General features: G+C 41.5%; 15 protein-coding genes. 9 read left to right on the top strand and 6 right to left on the bottom strand.

Annotation, left to right across the window (positions count from 1 at the left end; all coding sequences use genetic code 11):
• Positions 1–432 precede the first annotated feature (432 nt).
• Positions 433–1,089, bottom strand: a complete 657-nt coding sequence (gene fsa / locus D0T84_RS06635; RefSeq protein ID WP_163307098.1) for a fructose-6-phosphate aldolase — start codon at positions 1,087–1,089, stop codon at positions 433–435.
• 173 nt (positions 1,090–1,262) lie between these two features.
• On the opposite strand from fsa, the gene D0T84_RS06630 reads away from it, so the two are divergent.
• On the top strand, positions 1,263–1,691 hold the full coding sequence (locus D0T84_RS06630; RefSeq protein WP_163307097.1) for a MarR family winged helix-turn-helix transcriptional regulator: 429 nt from the start codon (positions 1,263–1,265) through the stop codon (positions 1,689–1,691).
• Here D0T84_RS06630 and D0T84_RS06625 read toward each other — a convergent pair.
• From D0T84_RS06625 to D0T84_RS06610, 4 genes are all read right to left on the bottom strand, one after another.
• Positions 1,688–2,392 (bottom strand): DUF554 domain-containing protein, encoded by a 705-nt coding sequence (locus tag D0T84_RS06625; RefSeq protein WP_163307096.1) that lies wholly within the window; start codon positions 2,390–2,392, stop codon positions 1,688–1,690. The two genes, D0T84_RS06630 and D0T84_RS06625, sit on opposite strands and share 4 nt — an antisense overlap.
• 17 nt (positions 2,393–2,409) lie before the next feature.
• Positions 2,410–3,312, bottom strand: a complete 903-nt coding sequence (locus D0T84_RS06620) for a hypothetical protein (RefSeq protein ID WP_163307095.1) — start codon at positions 3,310–3,312, stop codon at positions 2,410–2,412.
• Between the two features lie 16 nt (positions 3,313–3,328).
• The gene (locus tag D0T84_RS06615) at positions 3,329–5,356 is read right to left on the bottom strand and encodes an OPT family oligopeptide transporter (RefSeq protein WP_163307094.1); all 2,028 of its coding nucleotides are present in this window, start codon (positions 5,354–5,356) and stop codon (positions 3,329–3,331) included.
• Positions 5,357–5,815: 459 nt separating this feature from the next.
• Positions 5,816–6,607: an RNA methyltransferase gene (locus D0T84_RS06610; protein ID WP_163307093.1), complete on the bottom strand. Its 792-nt coding sequence runs from the start codon at positions 6,605–6,607 to the stop codon at positions 5,816–5,818.
• 94 nt (positions 6,608–6,701) lie between these two features.
• Between D0T84_RS06610 and D0T84_RS06605 the strand changes: the two genes are divergently transcribed.
• From D0T84_RS06605 to nhaA, 4 genes are all read left to right on the top strand, one after another.
• On the top strand, positions 6,702–7,499 hold the full coding sequence (locus tag D0T84_RS06605) for a hypothetical protein (protein WP_163307092.1): 798 nt from the start codon (positions 6,702–6,704) through the stop codon (positions 7,497–7,499).
• Positions 7,500–7,514: 15 nt separating this feature from the next.
• Positions 7,515–8,168 (top strand): DUF5715 family protein, encoded by a 654-nt coding sequence (locus D0T84_RS06600; RefSeq protein ID WP_163307091.1) that lies wholly within the window; start codon positions 7,515–7,517, stop codon positions 8,166–8,168.
• Positions 8,169–8,464: 296 nt separating this feature from the next.
• On the top strand, positions 8,465–9,217 hold the full coding sequence (gene truA, locus D0T84_RS06595; protein WP_163307090.1) for a tRNA pseudouridine(38-40) synthase TruA: 753 nt from the start codon (positions 8,465–8,467) through the stop codon (positions 9,215–9,217).
• A complete protein-coding gene (gene nhaA / locus D0T84_RS06590; RefSeq protein ID WP_163307089.1) occupies positions 9,214–10,383 on the top strand; it encodes a Na+/H+ antiporter NhaA in 1,170 nt (389 codons plus the stop codon). The genes truA and nhaA overlap by 4 nt, the downstream gene beginning before the upstream one ends.
• 1,361 nt (positions 10,384–11,744) lie before the next feature.
• Here nhaA and D0T84_RS06585 read toward each other — a convergent pair.
• Positions 11,745–12,170 (bottom strand): SMI1/KNR4 family protein, encoded by a 426-nt coding sequence (locus D0T84_RS06585; RefSeq protein ID WP_163307088.1) that lies wholly within the window; start codon positions 12,168–12,170, stop codon positions 11,745–11,747.
• A 440-nt stretch (positions 12,171–12,610) separates the two neighbouring features.
• Here D0T84_RS06585 and D0T84_RS06580 point away from each other — a divergent pair, with 440 nt between their 5' ends.
• From D0T84_RS06580 to D0T84_RS06565, 4 genes are all read left to right on the top strand, one after another.
• Positions 12,611–13,510: an EamA family transporter gene (locus tag D0T84_RS06580; protein ID WP_163307087.1), complete on the top strand. Its 900-nt coding sequence runs from the start codon at positions 12,611–12,613 to the stop codon at positions 13,508–13,510.
• 45 nt (positions 13,511–13,555) lie between these two features.
• On the top strand, positions 13,556–14,206 hold the full coding sequence (locus D0T84_RS06575) for a DUF3256 family protein (RefSeq protein ID WP_163307086.1): 651 nt from the start codon (positions 13,556–13,558) through the stop codon (positions 14,204–14,206).
• A gap of 2 nt (positions 14,207–14,208) precedes the next feature.
• Positions 14,209–15,348, top strand: coding sequence for a YARHG domain-containing protein (locus tag D0T84_RS06570; RefSeq protein WP_163307085.1), 1,140 nt, complete (start codon positions 14,209–14,211; stop codon positions 15,346–15,348).
• Positions 15,349–15,497: 149 nt separating this feature from the next.
• Positions 15,498–16,352 (top strand): hypothetical protein, encoded by an 855-nt coding sequence (locus tag D0T84_RS06565; protein WP_163307084.1) that lies wholly within the window; start codon positions 15,498–15,500, stop codon positions 16,350–16,352.
• Positions 16,353–16,354 lie beyond the last annotated feature (2 nt).

Genomic DNA, 16,354 nt, shown 5'->3' with positions numbered 1-16,354 from the left:
ACTGCGTAACGCAGGAAGTGTATTGCTGACAAGTTGCTCCCCAGCAGAGCCTGTTTCCTCTTCAACTTCCTGATACAAATGTAGTTGTTTTTATGGCAAAAAAATAAAAACGAAAAATAATACTCCGAATATTTGGATTACAACATAGAAGAAACTGTTTAAATTTTATTCGTTCCAATTTTTAGAGATGTTTTAGAGATGTTTTTTTCTTTCTTGAAACGATAATAGCGGGCTATTTGAGTTGAGAGAAAGGAAAAAACAGCCGAAAACAGACTAAAAATGAACGAAGAAAAGGTATAATAAAATATTCGTATAAAATTTAAACAGTTTCTTATATTGTTAAGAGAGGTGTAAAATAATAAAGGGGCTGTGTCAAAAGTGTAGCTACACTTTTGACACAGCCCCATAGTCATTTCCCGGTAAGGAATATATTTATCCGTTCACTTTTTTATAATCGGCAAGGAAAGTTGCCAACCCGCTATCGGTCAGAGGATGTTTCAACAGTCCCTTGATTGCAGGCAGAGGGCAGGTCGCCACATCTGCTCCTGCCTCGATACACTGGATAATATGTTGTGTACTGCGAATCGATGCGGCTAATACCTGAGTCGCCATGTCGTAAGTGGCATACATATCCACTATTTTTCCGACCAACTCGATACCGTCACTGGAAATATCGTCGAGACGGCCAACGAAAGGGGAAACGTAAGTAGCTCCTGCCTTTGCGGCCAGTAAGGCCTGCCCTACGGAGAAAATAAGCGTACAATTGGTGCGGATCCCTTTTTTGCTGAAATATTTGATCGCTTTGATGCCGTCTTCGATGCATGGAACTTTTACGACAATGTTTTTGTGTAAAGCAGCCAGTTCTTCCCCTTCACGGATCATCCCTTCATAGTCGGTAGCAATAACCTCGGCACTAACGTCCCCGTCTACGATATTGCAAATAGCCAGATAATGCTTCCGTTGGTTTTCTACTCCTTTGATTCCCTCTTTTGCCATGAGCGACGGATTTGTAGTTACCCCGTCCAATACTCCTAAATCGTTTGCTTCACGGATCTGATCCAGATTAGCTGTGTCGATAAAAAACTTCATAATATCTATATTTAGTTAAGTAACTGTTTGTCATAACCTCTAATATCTGAATATATTTTAATAAAAACAAGTAGGAGGCTGATATTGTTTAACTATTTTATATATTGTTACACATTGATTTAAATATAAAAAATTATACTTTTGTAAAGTAAACTTATAAGTTTAACTTACTTATGAATATAACCAATTTATCTACTTCGCTGCGAACGGCAGTTTCTACATTGAATAAACGGTTAAGAAAGCAGGATTATTCAACAGATAGCTATTCGATAACAGAAATAGAGACGTTGAGTTATTTGCTTCGAAACGGGAATCTGCTCCCATCCGAATTAGCCGGGCTCACGAAAGTGAAACCGCAGTCGATGTCGTCAATATTAGATAAATTTGAAAAACAAAAATACATCCGAAGAATTCCATCGAAAGAAGATAAACGCAAGACCTATATTTCTCTTACTAATACTGGTAAAAAAGTTGTGGAAAGAACACGATATGAACGGGATAACTGGTTGACAAAAAATATAGATAAAAACCTGACAGATAAAGAAAAGAAAACATTAAAGAAGGCCATTGAAATACTAAACAGGCTGGCAGAAGCAGACTAGAAGAAGTAGGAGAGGAGTACAACAATTACCAGAGCCGGAAGCATATTGGTCACATTAATATCTTTTATCTTAAGAATATTGATTGCCAGTCCTATCAACAGAATACCGCCTACACCCGTCATATTTTCAGTCATACTTTCACTCATGTAACGCATAATGAAAGCAGCGAAAAGCGTCAGGCTTCCCTGATAAATCAATACGGGAATAGAGGAAAGGAGGATACACACCCCGAATGAGGATGCCAGTGCAATAGCCGAAATGCCATCCATAATGGACTTGGTGTAGAGCAAATTCGGAGTCTTACCCATGCCGTCCTCAATAGCGCCCAGAATAGCCATAGAACCTATGCAAAAAAGCATGGACGCTGTAATAAATCCTTCTGAAAAACGGTTTGAGGCGGCAGATTCTTCATCTCCCGGTTTCACTTTCCGTCTACCCTTCTTCTGGAGGGAGTCTGAAAAGCGACGCAGATATTTGTCAATATCGATAGCCTGCCCGGTAATGGCTCCCAGTACAATACTGACAACAACCAGAATCATACTCTGTATATGCAGCGACATTGATATACCAATAGCTAAAGTAACCAGACCGATACCCTGAAAAACGATATTGGTCATCCTGGCAGACAGGCGCGAATGGATCAATAAACCCACAGCGCCTCCTGCTATAACAGCTGCAGTATTTACGAGTGTGCCAACCATAGATAGTGAAATCAAGTTTAGGCAAAAGTAAGCTTTTCAACCTCTTCTAAAACTTTATTGAGCGTTTTTTTGTCTAGTTTATCAACTTCCGCAATATCGTTCAATCCTTGTTTTATCAAGTCGAAAACTATTCGTCGTTTCTCAGTTTCAGTCTTTTTAGGGAAGTCTTTATAATCTTTATAAACCGCAACCCCAAACCCCTGCCAATTATAGATTCTTGTGGCGTTGTGCAATGCATTTTCGAAAGTGTCTGATACATTAATCAATATATGTGTGTAATCTGGAAGTCGAAATTTCTTTTTGCGAAGTTCATCATATACTATTTCGCAAATTTGACTGTTATAAGGAAAGAAATAACGTTCTTCTGTGTTGGGAATTGCATTATAGAGACGTAAGTCGTATATCAATCTCTTTTTTTCGCTATCGGTTTGCTCTCGAATTATTCTCTCTTGCCGATTTTTTTCTATTATTTCTTGTCGTAATAAATTTTCGTATCTGCTATCCAGTTCCCATAAATCAACAATTTTCAATTCTTCTTCTAATTGAAGTAATGTTGATTTGAGTTTGTCCGAACTATAGTTATCATCTTTCTTTTTCTTTGAGGTAATAATCTCAAATGCTTTATTGATAAAGAGAAAAACATCCTCTAAATTATCTTTTTGTTTTTCCACGGGAAGAATTACTCGCGTCATTTTCTTGCCTCTGTAATAATAAGGCAACTTTTTATACCATTCAGTATAAGTTTCATCTTTTTTTGCTTTGGGCGAAAAAAGTGCGAGTTGTATTTCTATTTCTTCAAAAGGAAGTTCAATATTCTCCTTCTTAAATTTGTCGGAAATTATCCTACCAAAATATCGAAAAGGCTCTTTCAATCCTCCTCCATAAATTCCGAAACTACTTTTTGAAAAATGTATCCACATAATTATTACCTTTTGTTTACTTCAAACCATCTTTCTTAGCATTTAGCGAAGAATAAGCCAGATAAAGAATAATAACAGCATACATCACCAATGCCAGCCATTGCGACCAGTCTGTTCTCAGCCACTCTTCGGCTTCGAGGTTAACTCCTGCAAAGCGTAAGGTTGCACTTACGACACCCATCAGCGCACCACCGGCAATAAATCCGGATGCGAGTAAAGTACCCTTGTCTAAACGGGCGGTATTCAAGGCTTTATCTTTACTGCGGCTTCCTACATACCAGTTAACGGCACCACCAATCAAAAGAGGTACATTCAGCTGCAATGGAATAAACATACCCAAAGCAAAAGCAAGAGCCGGCACTTTACAGAATGTAAGCAGCAAGGCTATCAATGCTCCTATCCCATACAATACCCACGGCGCTCCCGTACCCGACATCAGCGGGTCGATAACGGCAGCCATCGCGTTAGCCTGAGGCGCAACCAATGCCCCATCTCCTGTAAAGCCGTAAGTATCGTTCAATATGATCATTACCCCGCCGACAGTGGCTGCCGAAACCAGCGTGCCGAGGAATTTCCATGATTGCTGTTTTGCCGGAGTAGTCCCCAGCCAGTAACCGATTTTGAGGTCGGTAATAAATCCTCCCGCCATAGACAGGGCTGTACATACCACACCTCCCATAATCAGCGCGGCCACCATTCCCGATGTGCCTTTCAATCCTACAGCTACCATGATAACCGAGGCAAGGATAAGTGTCATCAGTGTCATACCCGAAACCGGATTTGTACCCACAATGGCGATAGCATTGGCAGCCACGGTGGTAAAGAGGAAGGCTATAATAGCTACAACAAGGATTGCCACAACTGCATAAAACAGGTTGTGCATAACTCCCAGATAGAAGAAGATAAATGTAGCGAGCAAGGCAAGGATGACTCCGATAGATATAATCTTCATCGGCAGGTCGCGCTGTGTACGCTTATCTATTTGTACGGCGTCCTTACTTCCTCCTTTAAATTCCTTGGATGCAAGCCCTACCGCGCTCTTGATAATTGGCCATGATTTCACAATACCGATTATACCGGCCATAGCGATACCTCCGATGCCTATATGGCGTGCCATAGATGAGAAGATAACCTCAGGGCTGGCATTGGCGACTCCTCCTATAAGGGCGCCGTCGGGCAAATAAGGGGCAGGATTCAGAGATTGTAGTGTGGTGTCGCCCAACAGAGGTAGCAGAGGCACAATGACAAACCAAACCAAAGCCGAACCGGCGCAGATAATAGCTGCATACCTGAGCCCGATAATATAACCCAAGCCAAGTACTGCTGCTCCTACATTCACACTGAATAATACTTTAAACTTATTTGCCAGCGTTTCTCCAAATGGTATAACTCGCGATGTGAAATTTTCGCTCCATGCGCCGAATGTAGCAATTACAAAATCGTAAAGTCCGCCGATAAGACCTGCCATAATAAGCGGCTTTGCCTGGTCTCCTCCCTTTTCGCCCGATACAAGCACCTGAGTGGTTGCAGTAGCTTCAGGGAAAGGGTATTTTCCGTGCATATCGGAAACAAAGTATTTGCGGAAAGGGATGAGGAACAGTATTCCTAATATACCTCCTAGCAGCGAGCTAAGGAACACCTGAAAGAAATCGACTGAAATATCAGGGTATTTAGCTTGCAGGATATACAACGCCGGAAGGGTAAATATAGCTCCTGCTACAATAACACCGCTACTGGCGCCGATAGACTGTATGATAACATTCTCTCCCAACGCGTTTTTCCGCTTGGTCGCACTGGATAGTCCTACGGCGATAATGGCAATAGGAATAGCGGCTTCGAACACCTGTCCGACCTTCAATCCCAGATAGGCCGCAGCCGCGCTGAAAATAACAGCCATGACCAAGCCCCACATTACCGACCACGGGGTAACTTCCCTATATTGCCTGTTAGGCGCCATTATGGGTTTGTATTCTTCTCCCTCTTTGAGTTCATGAAAAGCGTTTTCGGGTAATCCGCTTACTTTTTCTTCATTTTCTGTATTCACGGGTTAACTATTTTTGGTTATAAATTATTTTCGAAAAATTAGACAGATACAAAACTACATTATTTTTTACAGTTATGAAACAGAATATCTTAATGAATCTGTTAACTAAAAACGTTTTATTCAGTAGTTCTCTTTTATTCTGGAATCTGAAAAATAAAATCTATTATCATAAGGTAACAGTCACATATAGGGCAACCCCAAGATTAATTTTGGTTTTATAAGGTTTTGCTTAGGTTCTTTTTGTAGTATATCCATTAAGCCCTCGTGGGGGCAGAAGTGGTCGGAAGATTATTTAATATGTTGCCGCGGTTTTTTAAGCCGGATAAAGATTGTAAAAATAATATGGCTTTAGCCGAATAGTCGCTTTAACTTGTTTTGTTTGACTAAAGTCATTTGTTTCCAGATATTCATCCCTTAAAAGTGGAGGCAACTAAAAAAAGTACTTACATCGGATAACAGTTAAAATCCCCTTTGCCTCATCGCCTCGAAAGTAAGGATAGCAGTAGACACTGACACATTCAGAGAATCTATTTTCCCGCGCATCGGGATTTTTATACGGTAATCGGCATTATCGAGCCAAAAGCCTGTCAGCCCGTCCGCCTCTGTTCCCATAATAATAGCCGAAGGTTGCGTAAAATCGGTATCCTGATACCATTGCAAAGCGTTCAGTTCGGCAGCAAAAGATTTTACCCCTTTCTTATGCAGGAAATCCAAAGCTTCCTGAGACGAGCAAACAGCCGTTTGCACTGTAAAGATGCAGCCCACACTGGAACGTATGGCATTCGGGTTGTATACATCCGTTGCCGGGTCGCATACAATAACGGCATCGGCATGTGCTGCGTCTATCGTACGGAGAACCGCCCCAAGGTTTCCGGGTTTCTCTACCGATTCTAATACGATAAGGAATGGATTGTCCGTTAATTTCAGATCAGCTAATGTATGGCTTTTCGGCTTTGCCAAAGTTAATAATCCGTCTGAACCCTCACGGTAAGCCATTTTTTCAAAAACAGCCTCTGAAACTTCAAACAGCCTGTCTTCGGGAATAGATTTCAATACCATCGGGTAATCCGTTTTGATAAACAGTTCGGGGCAAACAAAGACAGAATCGATCCCATATCCGGCGGCAAGCGCCAGAGTGAGTTCGCGGGCACCTTCTATTATAAACAGGTTTTGTATCCTGCGCTCCTTCCCTTTCGAAAGTTTTACGATATTCTTTATCCTCGGATTTTGCAGACTCGTTATTTTTTCCATACCTCGCAATTGTTATCAAAATGCAAAAATAGATATTAATTACACATAAAAGCATGTAATTTAGTACCTTTGTGCGCGAAAATAAATAGCTAAAATGCTAAAACCCCTGATTCATATAATTTTGTCAAGCGTACTTACCTCGGGTCTGTTCACTGTTTCCTGCAAACAGAATGCCGGAAAGCCTGTAAGTCAGGAGAAAATAGAACATGAAGGGGACAGTATTCCGGCATTTGTGATGACGCCGGATAGTGTAATGGTTCCATACGATTCTGTAAAATGGGACGAACCGCTTGATTATGTAGCTTTTTCAGAATATGATACACTGTTTGCCGATACATTTCAGTTGAAAAACAACTATCAGTTGATTCTTTTCCCGTCACCGGATGGTTATACAGGAAATCACCGGATTCATTACGGGCATTATGCAAGGCTGGTAGGCGATGGCATTGATTCCGTTATTACCTGTTCGTTCGGAACAGAGCCTTCTAAATATTGGCTGATATACGAAAGTATCGATTTTGAAGACAGCTTTGCCATACAATATAGCGGAGGAGGAAACTTCGCCTTATATATAGAATTATTTGAAAAGAAAACCGGGAAACAGCTTATCTGTGCCCATTCCGGGACTTATGATATTGAGAACGGACTCATTCTTTATCTGGATGAGGAGGCAGACTGGGAAGATAAAGAAGGAATGAAAGAGATTGATTCGGGAGTTATTATATATGATGTCCGGAAAAAGAAGAAGATAAGGTTTAATACGCCCTATAATCCCTGTTTCGGAGAAATGGGCTTCTGGACATGTTATACAATCACAAAAGTCACGCCCTCGACAATCTACCTCAGATATGACTGTTGTGACAAACCGGTAACAATTAAAGTGAAAAGATAAAAGCAAAATTATAGTATGAAATATACGTGGGTACTTGTAATAGGTATTCTATCATTGATAAGCTGTAGTTCGAAAGGTAAAGAAAAGAACAACCCCACAGAGCCGAAAAAATATACCCGCTTCAACGGGAAATATAGTACAACATTTAACGATTTGCCCGAATTGCATATAGAAGCAGCCGAGGCAAACGGAGTTGGTCCCCTTGAATGCAGGAGTGATACAGCCATATATGAGGACAGGCTGGAACGCATTCCTTTGGAACTGGATATTTACCGTGTGGATAAACTGACGCACTCGATGCCGTTTCTTGTGCCTAAGGCCGCAACCCTGCTGTCAGATATCTGCATCAACTTCAGAGATTCGCTGATAAGTAAGAAAATGCCGGTTTATAAACCGATAATCACCAGTATCACGCGTACAAATGATGATGTAAAAGGGCTTTCGAAAAGAAACCGGAACGCAAGTGAAAATTCAGTCCACCGCTACGGGACAACCATAGATATAGCATGGACTCGCTTCGACAAAGTGAACCCGACAGATGAACGCACACTGGACGATGGCAGGCTGAAAGCCGTTCTGGGGCAAGTACTGCACGACCTGCGCCAACGCGACAGGTGCTATATCAAACATGAACGGAAACAGGCTTGTTTTCATATAACGGTAAGATAAAAGCCCCTCCCGTCCTCCCCAAGGGGAGGTGTGTGGATAGAAAAATAGATTTTGTTAATTAAGTAACTGTTTAAATTTTATTCGTTCAAATTTTTAGAGATGTTTTAGCGATGTTTTTTTCTTCCTCGAAACGATAATAGCGGGCTATTTGGCTCCGCCGATTTAACAATTGAGTTGAAAGAAAGGAAAAAACAGCCGAAAACAGCCTAAAAATGAACGAAGAAAAAGGTATAATAAAATATTCGTATAAAATTTAAACAGTTACTAAACATTCCCCTTTGGGGGATAGGGCGTCTATGAAACGTTACTTTATATATCTGGCATACAACGGCGCTAACTACTGCGGCTGGCAGGTGCAGCCCAATGGAATCTCGGTACAGGAGACTATAGAGAAGGCTCTTGCTACCCTCTTGCGCACCCCTACGCCGATTGTAGGCGCGGGACGTACCGATGCGGGCGTACATGCGCGGATGATGACAGCGCACTTTGACAGTGAAGCCGGAAGTCTCGATTTACCATTACTGACAAAAAAACTGAACAGTATCCTGCCAAAGGATATAACCGTTTATAAAATAGTAGAGGTAAAGACGGATGCCCACGCACGGTTCGATGCTATAAGCCGTCTGTACAGGTATTATATAACGACCGAAAAAGACCCTTTCCTCCATCAGCTGAAATATAAAGTACATGGGGAACCTGATATGGACAGGATGAACGAATGCGCGAATGTATTATTCGAATACGAAGATTTTACAAGTTTCAGCAAGTTGCATACAGATGTGAAAACGAACAACTGTACGATCATGTTTGCCCAATGGGTAAAAGAAGGGAATAACTATATATTTACAATAAAGGCAAACCGCTTCTTGCGCAATATGGTACGTTCGATAGTAGGTACATTACTCGAAGCCGGAAGAGGAAAAATCGCGCCGGATGATTTCAGAACAATTATAGAAGCCAAAGACAGGGGCGCGGCAGGTACATCGGTACCCGGACATGCCTTATTTTTGGAAGAAATAGAATATAACAACGAAATTTTTATTCAATGAAAATCAACATTTTAAGCGGAAGAACATTAAAGGGTTTTATGGAGAGCGAAAAGTCGGGTGGGCTTGTGCTTATTATCTGTACAATTATATCAATCCTTTTGGCCAATTCGGGTTTCATAGGAGAGCAGTACCGCGGTATCTGGGAATTCCATGCCGGAAGCCACACCATTGCCGAATGGATAAACGACGGGTTGATGGCGATATTTTTCCTGTTGGTAGGGCTTGAACTTATTCAGGAAATATATGAGGGAGAACTGTCTAATGTCAAACGGGCTATGCTTCCCATATCCGGAGCGCTGGGAGGAATGCTGATCCCGGCGGGGATATATCTGGCACTCAACTATGGTACTCCTACCCAATCGGGTTTTGGTATCCCTATGGCTACGGATATAGCTTTCGCTCTGGGTATTTTGTCCCTGCTGGGCAACCGTGTCCCTACTTCGCTTAAAGTTTTTCTGACAGCCCTCGCCGTCATAGACGACCTCGGGGCTATTATCGTTATCGCTATATTTTATACTACTTCGCTTTCGTGGATAAGCCTTGGCATTGCCTTAGGCATGTTTGTGCTGCTGCTCCTGCTGAATAAGAAATTCCATGTGAATAACATGATCCCCTATATCATCGGAGGTATTATCATGTGGTACTTTATGCTCAACTCGGGGGTACACGCCACCATTGCAGGTGTATTGCTTGCTATCACAATTCCGTTCAGGAAAAAAGATGAGAAGTGTATGTCGAACCGCTGGCAACATTACCTGCACTATCCTGTAGCATTCTTTGTATTGCCTGTATTCGCCTTAGCCAATACGGCGATGGTAATAGAAGGAAACTGGGACCAGTCGATAGGCGAACCTTTTGCTCTGGGTATTTTGCTGGGATTAATTGTTGGCAAACCTATCGGAATCACTTTATTCAGTTTTATCTCCGTAAAGTCAGGACTATGTGCCCTGCCACGGGGTATCCACTGGAAAGGCCTGTTGGGTGCGGGTATGCTGGGAGGTATCGGTTTTACCATGTCTATCTTTATTACCCTGCTTGCCTTTGATGACGCGCATCATATCAACGAATCGAAATTGATGATCCTGCTGGCTTCTCTGACCTCAGGTATCATCGGGTATACGTGGCTCAATTTTATGATGAAGAAAGAGAAGGCGAAAAATGTTTAGAGCCTGTTTAAATTTCATGAAGTCATCTTGACTTTTAACCACAAAGTCGCACAGAGTATAACAATATTATTTGATTCACAGTTGGTTATATGTCTCCGTAGGAGGCAAATAGCGAAAATCAATCCCATTCGCCTCCTACGGAGACGGTCTATTCCTATCTACTTTTGCCACGGGCTTTACCCGTGGTTATCCGTATTAGCCCACTTCGCGGACTTAGAAGTCTGACAGTAAAAACAGGAATAGCAGGCTACTGCAAAAAAGTGACAATAGTGACACTTTTTTCATTCCTTTTCCCTGTTACCTTTTTTCCTCCGATTATATCAAAGAACGCATTATGTCCCGAAGGGACTGAACATAGATAACCACGGGTAAAACCCGTGGCAGGACAGGCCAAAAAACATGTCTCCGTAGGAGGCAAATAGCGAAAAACAGTCCCATTCGCCTCCTACGGAGACGGTCTATTCCTACCTGCTTTTGCCACGGGCTTTACCCGTGGTTATCCGTATTAGCCCGCTTCGCGGACTTAGAAGCGTGACTGTAAAAGCAGGAATAGCAGGCTGCTGCAAAAAAGTGACAATTGAAAATCGACGGAGCGAAGCGTAGTCAAATGTGACACTTTTTTCATTCCTATTACCTGTTACCTTTTTCCTCCGATTATATCAAAGAACGCATTATGTCCCGAAGGGACTGAACATAGATAACCACGGGTAAAAACCCGTGGCAGGAACTGACTGAAAGACAATGTCTCCGTAGGAGGCAAATAGCGAAAACCAATCCCGTTCGCCTCCTACGGAGACGGTCTATTCCTTTCTGCTTTTGCCACGGGCTTTACCCGTGGTTATCCATATTAGCCCGCTTCGCGGACTTAGAAGGTAACTGTAAAACAGAAATAGCAGGCTACTGCAAAAAAGTGACAACTGAATTGAAAATCGACGGAGTCAAAATCGGGCTGTACTATAAAAAGTGACAAAGGTGACTTTTTTCATTACTTTTCCCTGTTACCTTTTTCCCTCCGATTATATCAAAGAACGCTTTATATAAGACAATTTTCTACGAAAAAAACAACAGGCTGTACTATAAAAAGTGACAGCCTGTTTTTGTTTTTGTCGGATTACAAATCCTGACGGTAGGGGCTTTACCTAGTCATGTTCGGAAGATTTTTTCGCCATGAAGTGGCTGGTTAATTCAGCCCAAGGCTTCACCTTGGGCTGAATTAAAACGGGCTTTCAGCCCTTACAGACAAGATTTTTATTATGTTAAAAATCTTCCGAACATGACTGGGCTTACGCGTGGTTATCCATATTAGCCCGCTTCGCGGACTTAGAAGCCTGACTGTAAAAACAGAAGGTTGATTTATAAAATCACCAAGGCTCAAAATTCTCCTCTATAAATTCACTTAACGAAGCAGCCAGTGTTTCCACTTCCCCCGAATCATGGTAAAATATCTCTACTTCTCCCTTACTATTTATCATTATCGGATTTCCTGCCCCATCATCACTTATCACATACGTATCTTTTACCTCCGGGTGAGAAATTCTCATATTGCCGGTTAACTCAATGACCGTTTCTTTGCCCAGAGCCTTACCATTCTCAAATGCATGGATATCCAGACCGGCATAGGCTCCGCCGAACAATTTGATAAACTCAATATAATCCTCGCTGAATTTTACCCCAAGCAATTCTTCGGCATTTCTGATTTGTTCATCTGTTGCAGGTTTTCCGGCAAGTATCTGATTATCCTCGCTGGAGAAGAAGTCTTTTAATTTTTTTATTATTTCCTTTTTCATAGTTTGAAATAGTTTATAGTATGCCAAAATAGTAAAATTACATGAATCAATGATGTAAAATATTAGATTATTTATTATCCCGTCAATTTTTTTAGGACATAACAAAGAATATTGCAACTGGCTTGAAAAGCCAAATCTTCATAACCGCGGGTCATCGACCTGCGGAAAAAGGATGAGCAATAGCAGCTGTCTGAAAGACAGGACATACTGTGTGCCCTGCCGCTTCGGGCCGGGGGGAGTGTAATTGCCACTTGCTGCGTAAGCTACGCTGCGCTTGCATACGGTTATGAAGATTCTGCCTTTCAGGCAGGAGTTGAGCTGCTTTCAACCCTTGATTCGCATTATTAATAATTTTCATGTAGAGCATTATTTTTGTCATGTACTAAACAAATTGTTGCTACCTTTGCACACTTAATTTTTTTTGATACACTACGTATAAAATGTGGTTAGTACTTGCTTTTGTTTCGGCATTCTTTCTGGGATGCTATGATATTTGTAAAAAGAAATCGGTTAATGAGAATGCTGTAATCCCTGTCCTTTTTCTTAACACTTTATTCTGTTCGTTGCTCCTATCCCCCCTTGTTATCATATCCAAACTGGCTCCGGATACGCTATACGGAACAATCGGATATGTGCCCTCGGTATCGCCGGAAACACACGGGTATATCTTTATCAAATCCATCATCGTGCTCACATCGTGGATATTCGGCTACTTCGCCATCAAACATCTTCCCCTGACCATTACAGGCCCTATCAATGCCACACGCCCTGTGATGACGCTGGTGGGCGCGCTCCTTATCTTCGGCGAAAGGCTGAACCTCTATCAATGGATAGGCGTAATTATTACCATCATATCGTTTTTCCTGCTTTCCCTTTCCGGTAAAAAAGAAGGCATCAGTTTTCATAAAAACAAATGGATATTCTTTATAATATTGGCCTCCGTGGCGGGTGCGGCAAGCGGATTATATGACAAATTCCTGATGCAGAAATTCAGTTCTACTGCCGTGCAATTCTGGTTCAACTCGTACCAGTGCCTGCTCATGCTGGCAGTAGTTCTCATACTGTGGTATCCTAAACGGAAGAATAACACACCTTTCCAATGGCGGTGGAGTATTATACTTGTATCCGTCTTTCTCACCATAGCCGACTTTGTCTATTTCTATGCTTTGACCGATCCCGATGCCATGATATCGATTGTATCTATGGTAAGGCGGAGCAGCGTACTCGTCTCCTTTGCCGGAGGAGTACTTTTCTTCCATGAAAAAAACTTAAAAGGAAAAGCTATTGACCTCGTTTTAATAATAGTAGCGATGTTTTTCCTATATTTGGGTACAAAATAAGGCCGCAGACCTTTCATAATCCATAATATTTTAATTAAGCATAAAATGAAAAAAATCATACTCGCAATCACTCTCCTGTTCAGCACTATCATCACTGCTTCGGCTCAAGATATAAGCACCGTATTCCTTACCATGCCCGAAAATTTGGTTTTCGGCCTCGATGCTGCCGGCAAGGACAAATTGCTATCTAACCCCGGAGACACTGCCGGAGTATCTGTCAACAGAAGCGGTATGGAGGCTTTCGGCGAGGTAACAAGAGTTGGCATATCTCACGATTACATCTCCCTCCAGACTTCCGAATCGGGGATGATACAAATAAAGCTGTTGCCTTTGATCAATGATTCTCAAATTATCTGCGTAGTAAAAACCGTTTGCGGAAAAGCCTGCGATAGCCAGATACAGTTTTATACGACCAAATGGATACCTATCCTCCAAGGCGACTTATTCCCAAAAATCAATAAAGATACATTTATAATAGCAGATACAGACCGAAACAGCCAGGAGTTCCGTAATGCTTACGCTGCGCTGGATATGAATCCCATTACAATAGAGTTGTCAGCCGATGATACATCTATAGAGGCAAGCTACGATATAGAAAGCTATCTGACAAGTGATGATTATAAAATGATTGAACCCTTTCTTATAGAAAACCCTAAAAAGTATATCTGGGATAAATTGTCGTTTAAACCTGAGTAGCAATGAAAAAAGTTTTAACCTATCTGATACCATTCCTTCTATTTGCTTCATCCTACCTTACATCTTTTGCAAACGATGGAGCATATTACGTTAGCGGAAATCAACTGATACCCGTTGAGGAAACCGACATATCCGTAAAAAAAGAGATTCTTACCATAAAAAGAAAAAACAAGCAACAGGTAGAGGTAACCGTCTCTTATGAGTTTTACAACCCGGGAAACACCAAATCTATTGTAGTGGGCTTCGAGGCTTCAGCTCCGCGAGGCGACACAGACACGAGTCCCAAGAAAGGGAAACATCCGAATATTTCAGATTTCAGTATACAGATGAACCACGTTGTTCTGCCCTATAAAGTAGCGATTGTAAACGACAGTGCGTACTATCATCATGGCGAATTTGTAGCGTTAAGCCCCGAAGAAGTGATAGAAGCGACTACTGAGTACCCCGAATACTATTATGTATACTATTTTACCGCGAAGTTCAAGAAAGGGATAAACCATATCAGGCATACCTATGTATGCGACTTATCAAAAAGTGTGGATTATATCTACCGGTTCGATTATGTACTTACGGCTGCCAACCGCTGGGCAAATAAGCAGATCGATGATTTTACCCTGATTGTAAATATGGGCGAGTTTCAGGATTTCTATATAGATGATTCGCCTTTTGGGAAAGACCCGGAATGGACTTTAAAAGGAAAAGGCTCTATTATAAAAGGTATCGAATATACCGATTATACAGATAATCGCGAAAAGAAAAGTATCCGTACCGATTTTCATATCAGAAAAGGAGAAGTTATTTATAAAGCAGCTAACTTCAAGCCCCAGGCTGAATTGAAGATATATGCCTATCGCCCTGTAGCCTATATGGCACAGCCTTTCGACTATAAGGAGAGACCTTACCTGTCATGGGTGCTGATAGAAGATACAGGTGTGGAATATGAAATAGAAACGGCAAATGAAGTGTCGAAAAGAATCTTGAAAAATCTTCCGTTTGCACGCAAGGGATATATTTTTACTTCCCCTGAACTAAAAGAGTTCTATCTGGGACAGTCATGGTACACCCCCGACCCCGGCTTTAAAGGGAATGTTCCTGCCCTGACAAGAGAGGAGCGGGATTGGGTAAAATTCTATTCGGAGTAAATCATGCCACATTATACGTGGTTTGTATAGAATGTGTTATAAGGAATATATAAAAAATGGATCCGATATCGATGCGGTTATGCTGAGATGATGATGTATTTTGATAAATATGACTATATTTGGTCTGTTAAATACAAAAACTAGCAACGATGAAAACTTTACGTAACTTATTCCTTTTTTCCACCATTTGCTTTTTCGTAAGTTGCGGCTCTGATAGCGTAATTGATCGGGGAGATGATGAGGACAACGAACCGGTAAAAGAGTTATTATTATCTGTTGATAACGGGAATCGTACATTGTCGTTTGACGGAATAGAAACAGAGTTTGAGATACTGGATGGTAATGGAGATTATACCGTAACCTCTTCGGATGAAAACGCGGCAAAGGTCAGGTTAGAAGGGACGAAAGTCTATGTCGATTTTATCAGTTATCATACAGATGTAACTATTACGGTTACCGACAAGAAAAGCCAGCAGAAATCCTTGTCAATGGTATCTTATGCCAAGTCCCTTGTTTCTCCCGGACATACATTATTCACCGAACTGGGAAAAACATATATAGATAAATATGTATCTTTTGGTGCAGGAGGCTACACAATAGAGACAATCAGCGGGACAAGCGCTAAGGCAACAGTGAATGAAAATGATGAAATAGTTGTTGAAGGGATTGAATTCGGCAACTCATATTTTAAAATTACGGATAGAAGGGGAACCACCGCTACCTATGATGTTATAGTTATTGCCACATACGAACTGGACTCGGAAAGTATGAGCATATCTGCGAAAAGAGACCAGATTATATCCATTAAGCTGTTGTATGGCAACGGCTGGAAACTGGTTGATTTCACCAATGCACTCTTCGATGGAGTCTATATGCATAACGCGACTGATACTGAATGTGCTTCTGTGCAAGTAGATACTTCGAAAGAAGTGATAGGACAGGGAGTGGTGAAGATAATAAACGATGAAGGGCAACCTGCTGTTATAACGATAAGTGTAGAATAAGA

This window comes from Dysgonomonas sp. 521 (assembly GCF_010501055.1).
Lineage (GTDB): Bacteria > Bacteroidota > Bacteroidia > Bacteroidales > Dysgonomonadaceae > Dysgonomonas.
This window is presented reverse-complemented; position numbering and strand designations above follow the sequence as displayed.

Coding starts and splice junctions, on each gene's coding strand:
- fsa (WP_163307098.1), bottom strand. CDS start 1,089: ATGAAGTTTTTTATCGACACAGCTAATCTGGATCAGATCCGTGAAGCA.
- D0T84_RS06630 (WP_163307097.1), top strand. CDS start 1,263: ATGAATATAACCAATTTATCTACTTCGCTGCGAACGGCAGTTTCTACA.
- D0T84_RS06625 (WP_163307096.1), bottom strand. CDS start 2,392: ATGGTTGGCACACTCGTAAATACTGCAGCTGTTATAGCAGGAGGCGCT.
- D0T84_RS06620 (WP_163307095.1), bottom strand. CDS start 3,312: ATGTGGATACATTTTTCAAAAAGTAGTTTCGGAATTTATGGAGGAGGA.
- D0T84_RS06610 (WP_163307093.1), bottom strand. CDS start 6,607: ATGGAAAAAATAACGAGTCTGCAAAATCCGAGGATAAAGAATATCGTA.
- D0T84_RS06605 (WP_163307092.1), top strand. CDS start 6,702: ATGCTAAAACCCCTGATTCATATAATTTTGTCAAGCGTACTTACCTCG.
- D0T84_RS06600 (WP_163307091.1), top strand. CDS start 7,515: ATGAAATATACGTGGGTACTTGTAATAGGTATTCTATCATTGATAAGC.
- truA (WP_163307090.1), top strand. CDS start 8,465: ATGAAACGTTACTTTATATATCTGGCATACAACGGCGCTAACTACTGC.
- nhaA (WP_163307089.1), top strand. CDS start 9,214: ATGAAAATCAACATTTTAAGCGGAAGAACATTAAAGGGTTTTATGGAG.
- D0T84_RS06585 (WP_163307088.1), bottom strand. CDS start 12,170: ATGAAAAAGGAAATAATAAAAAAATTAAAAGACTTCTTCTCCAGCGAG.
- D0T84_RS06580 (WP_163307087.1), top strand. CDS start 12,611: ATGTGGTTAGTACTTGCTTTTGTTTCGGCATTCTTTCTGGGATGCTAT.
- D0T84_RS06575 (WP_163307086.1), top strand. CDS start 13,556: ATGAAAAAAATCATACTCGCAATCACTCTCCTGTTCAGCACTATCATC.
- D0T84_RS06570 (WP_163307085.1), top strand. CDS start 14,209: ATGAAAAAAGTTTTAACCTATCTGATACCATTCCTTCTATTTGCTTCA.
- D0T84_RS06565 (WP_163307084.1), top strand. CDS start 15,498: ATGAAAACTTTACGTAACTTATTCCTTTTTTCCACCATTTGCTTTTTC.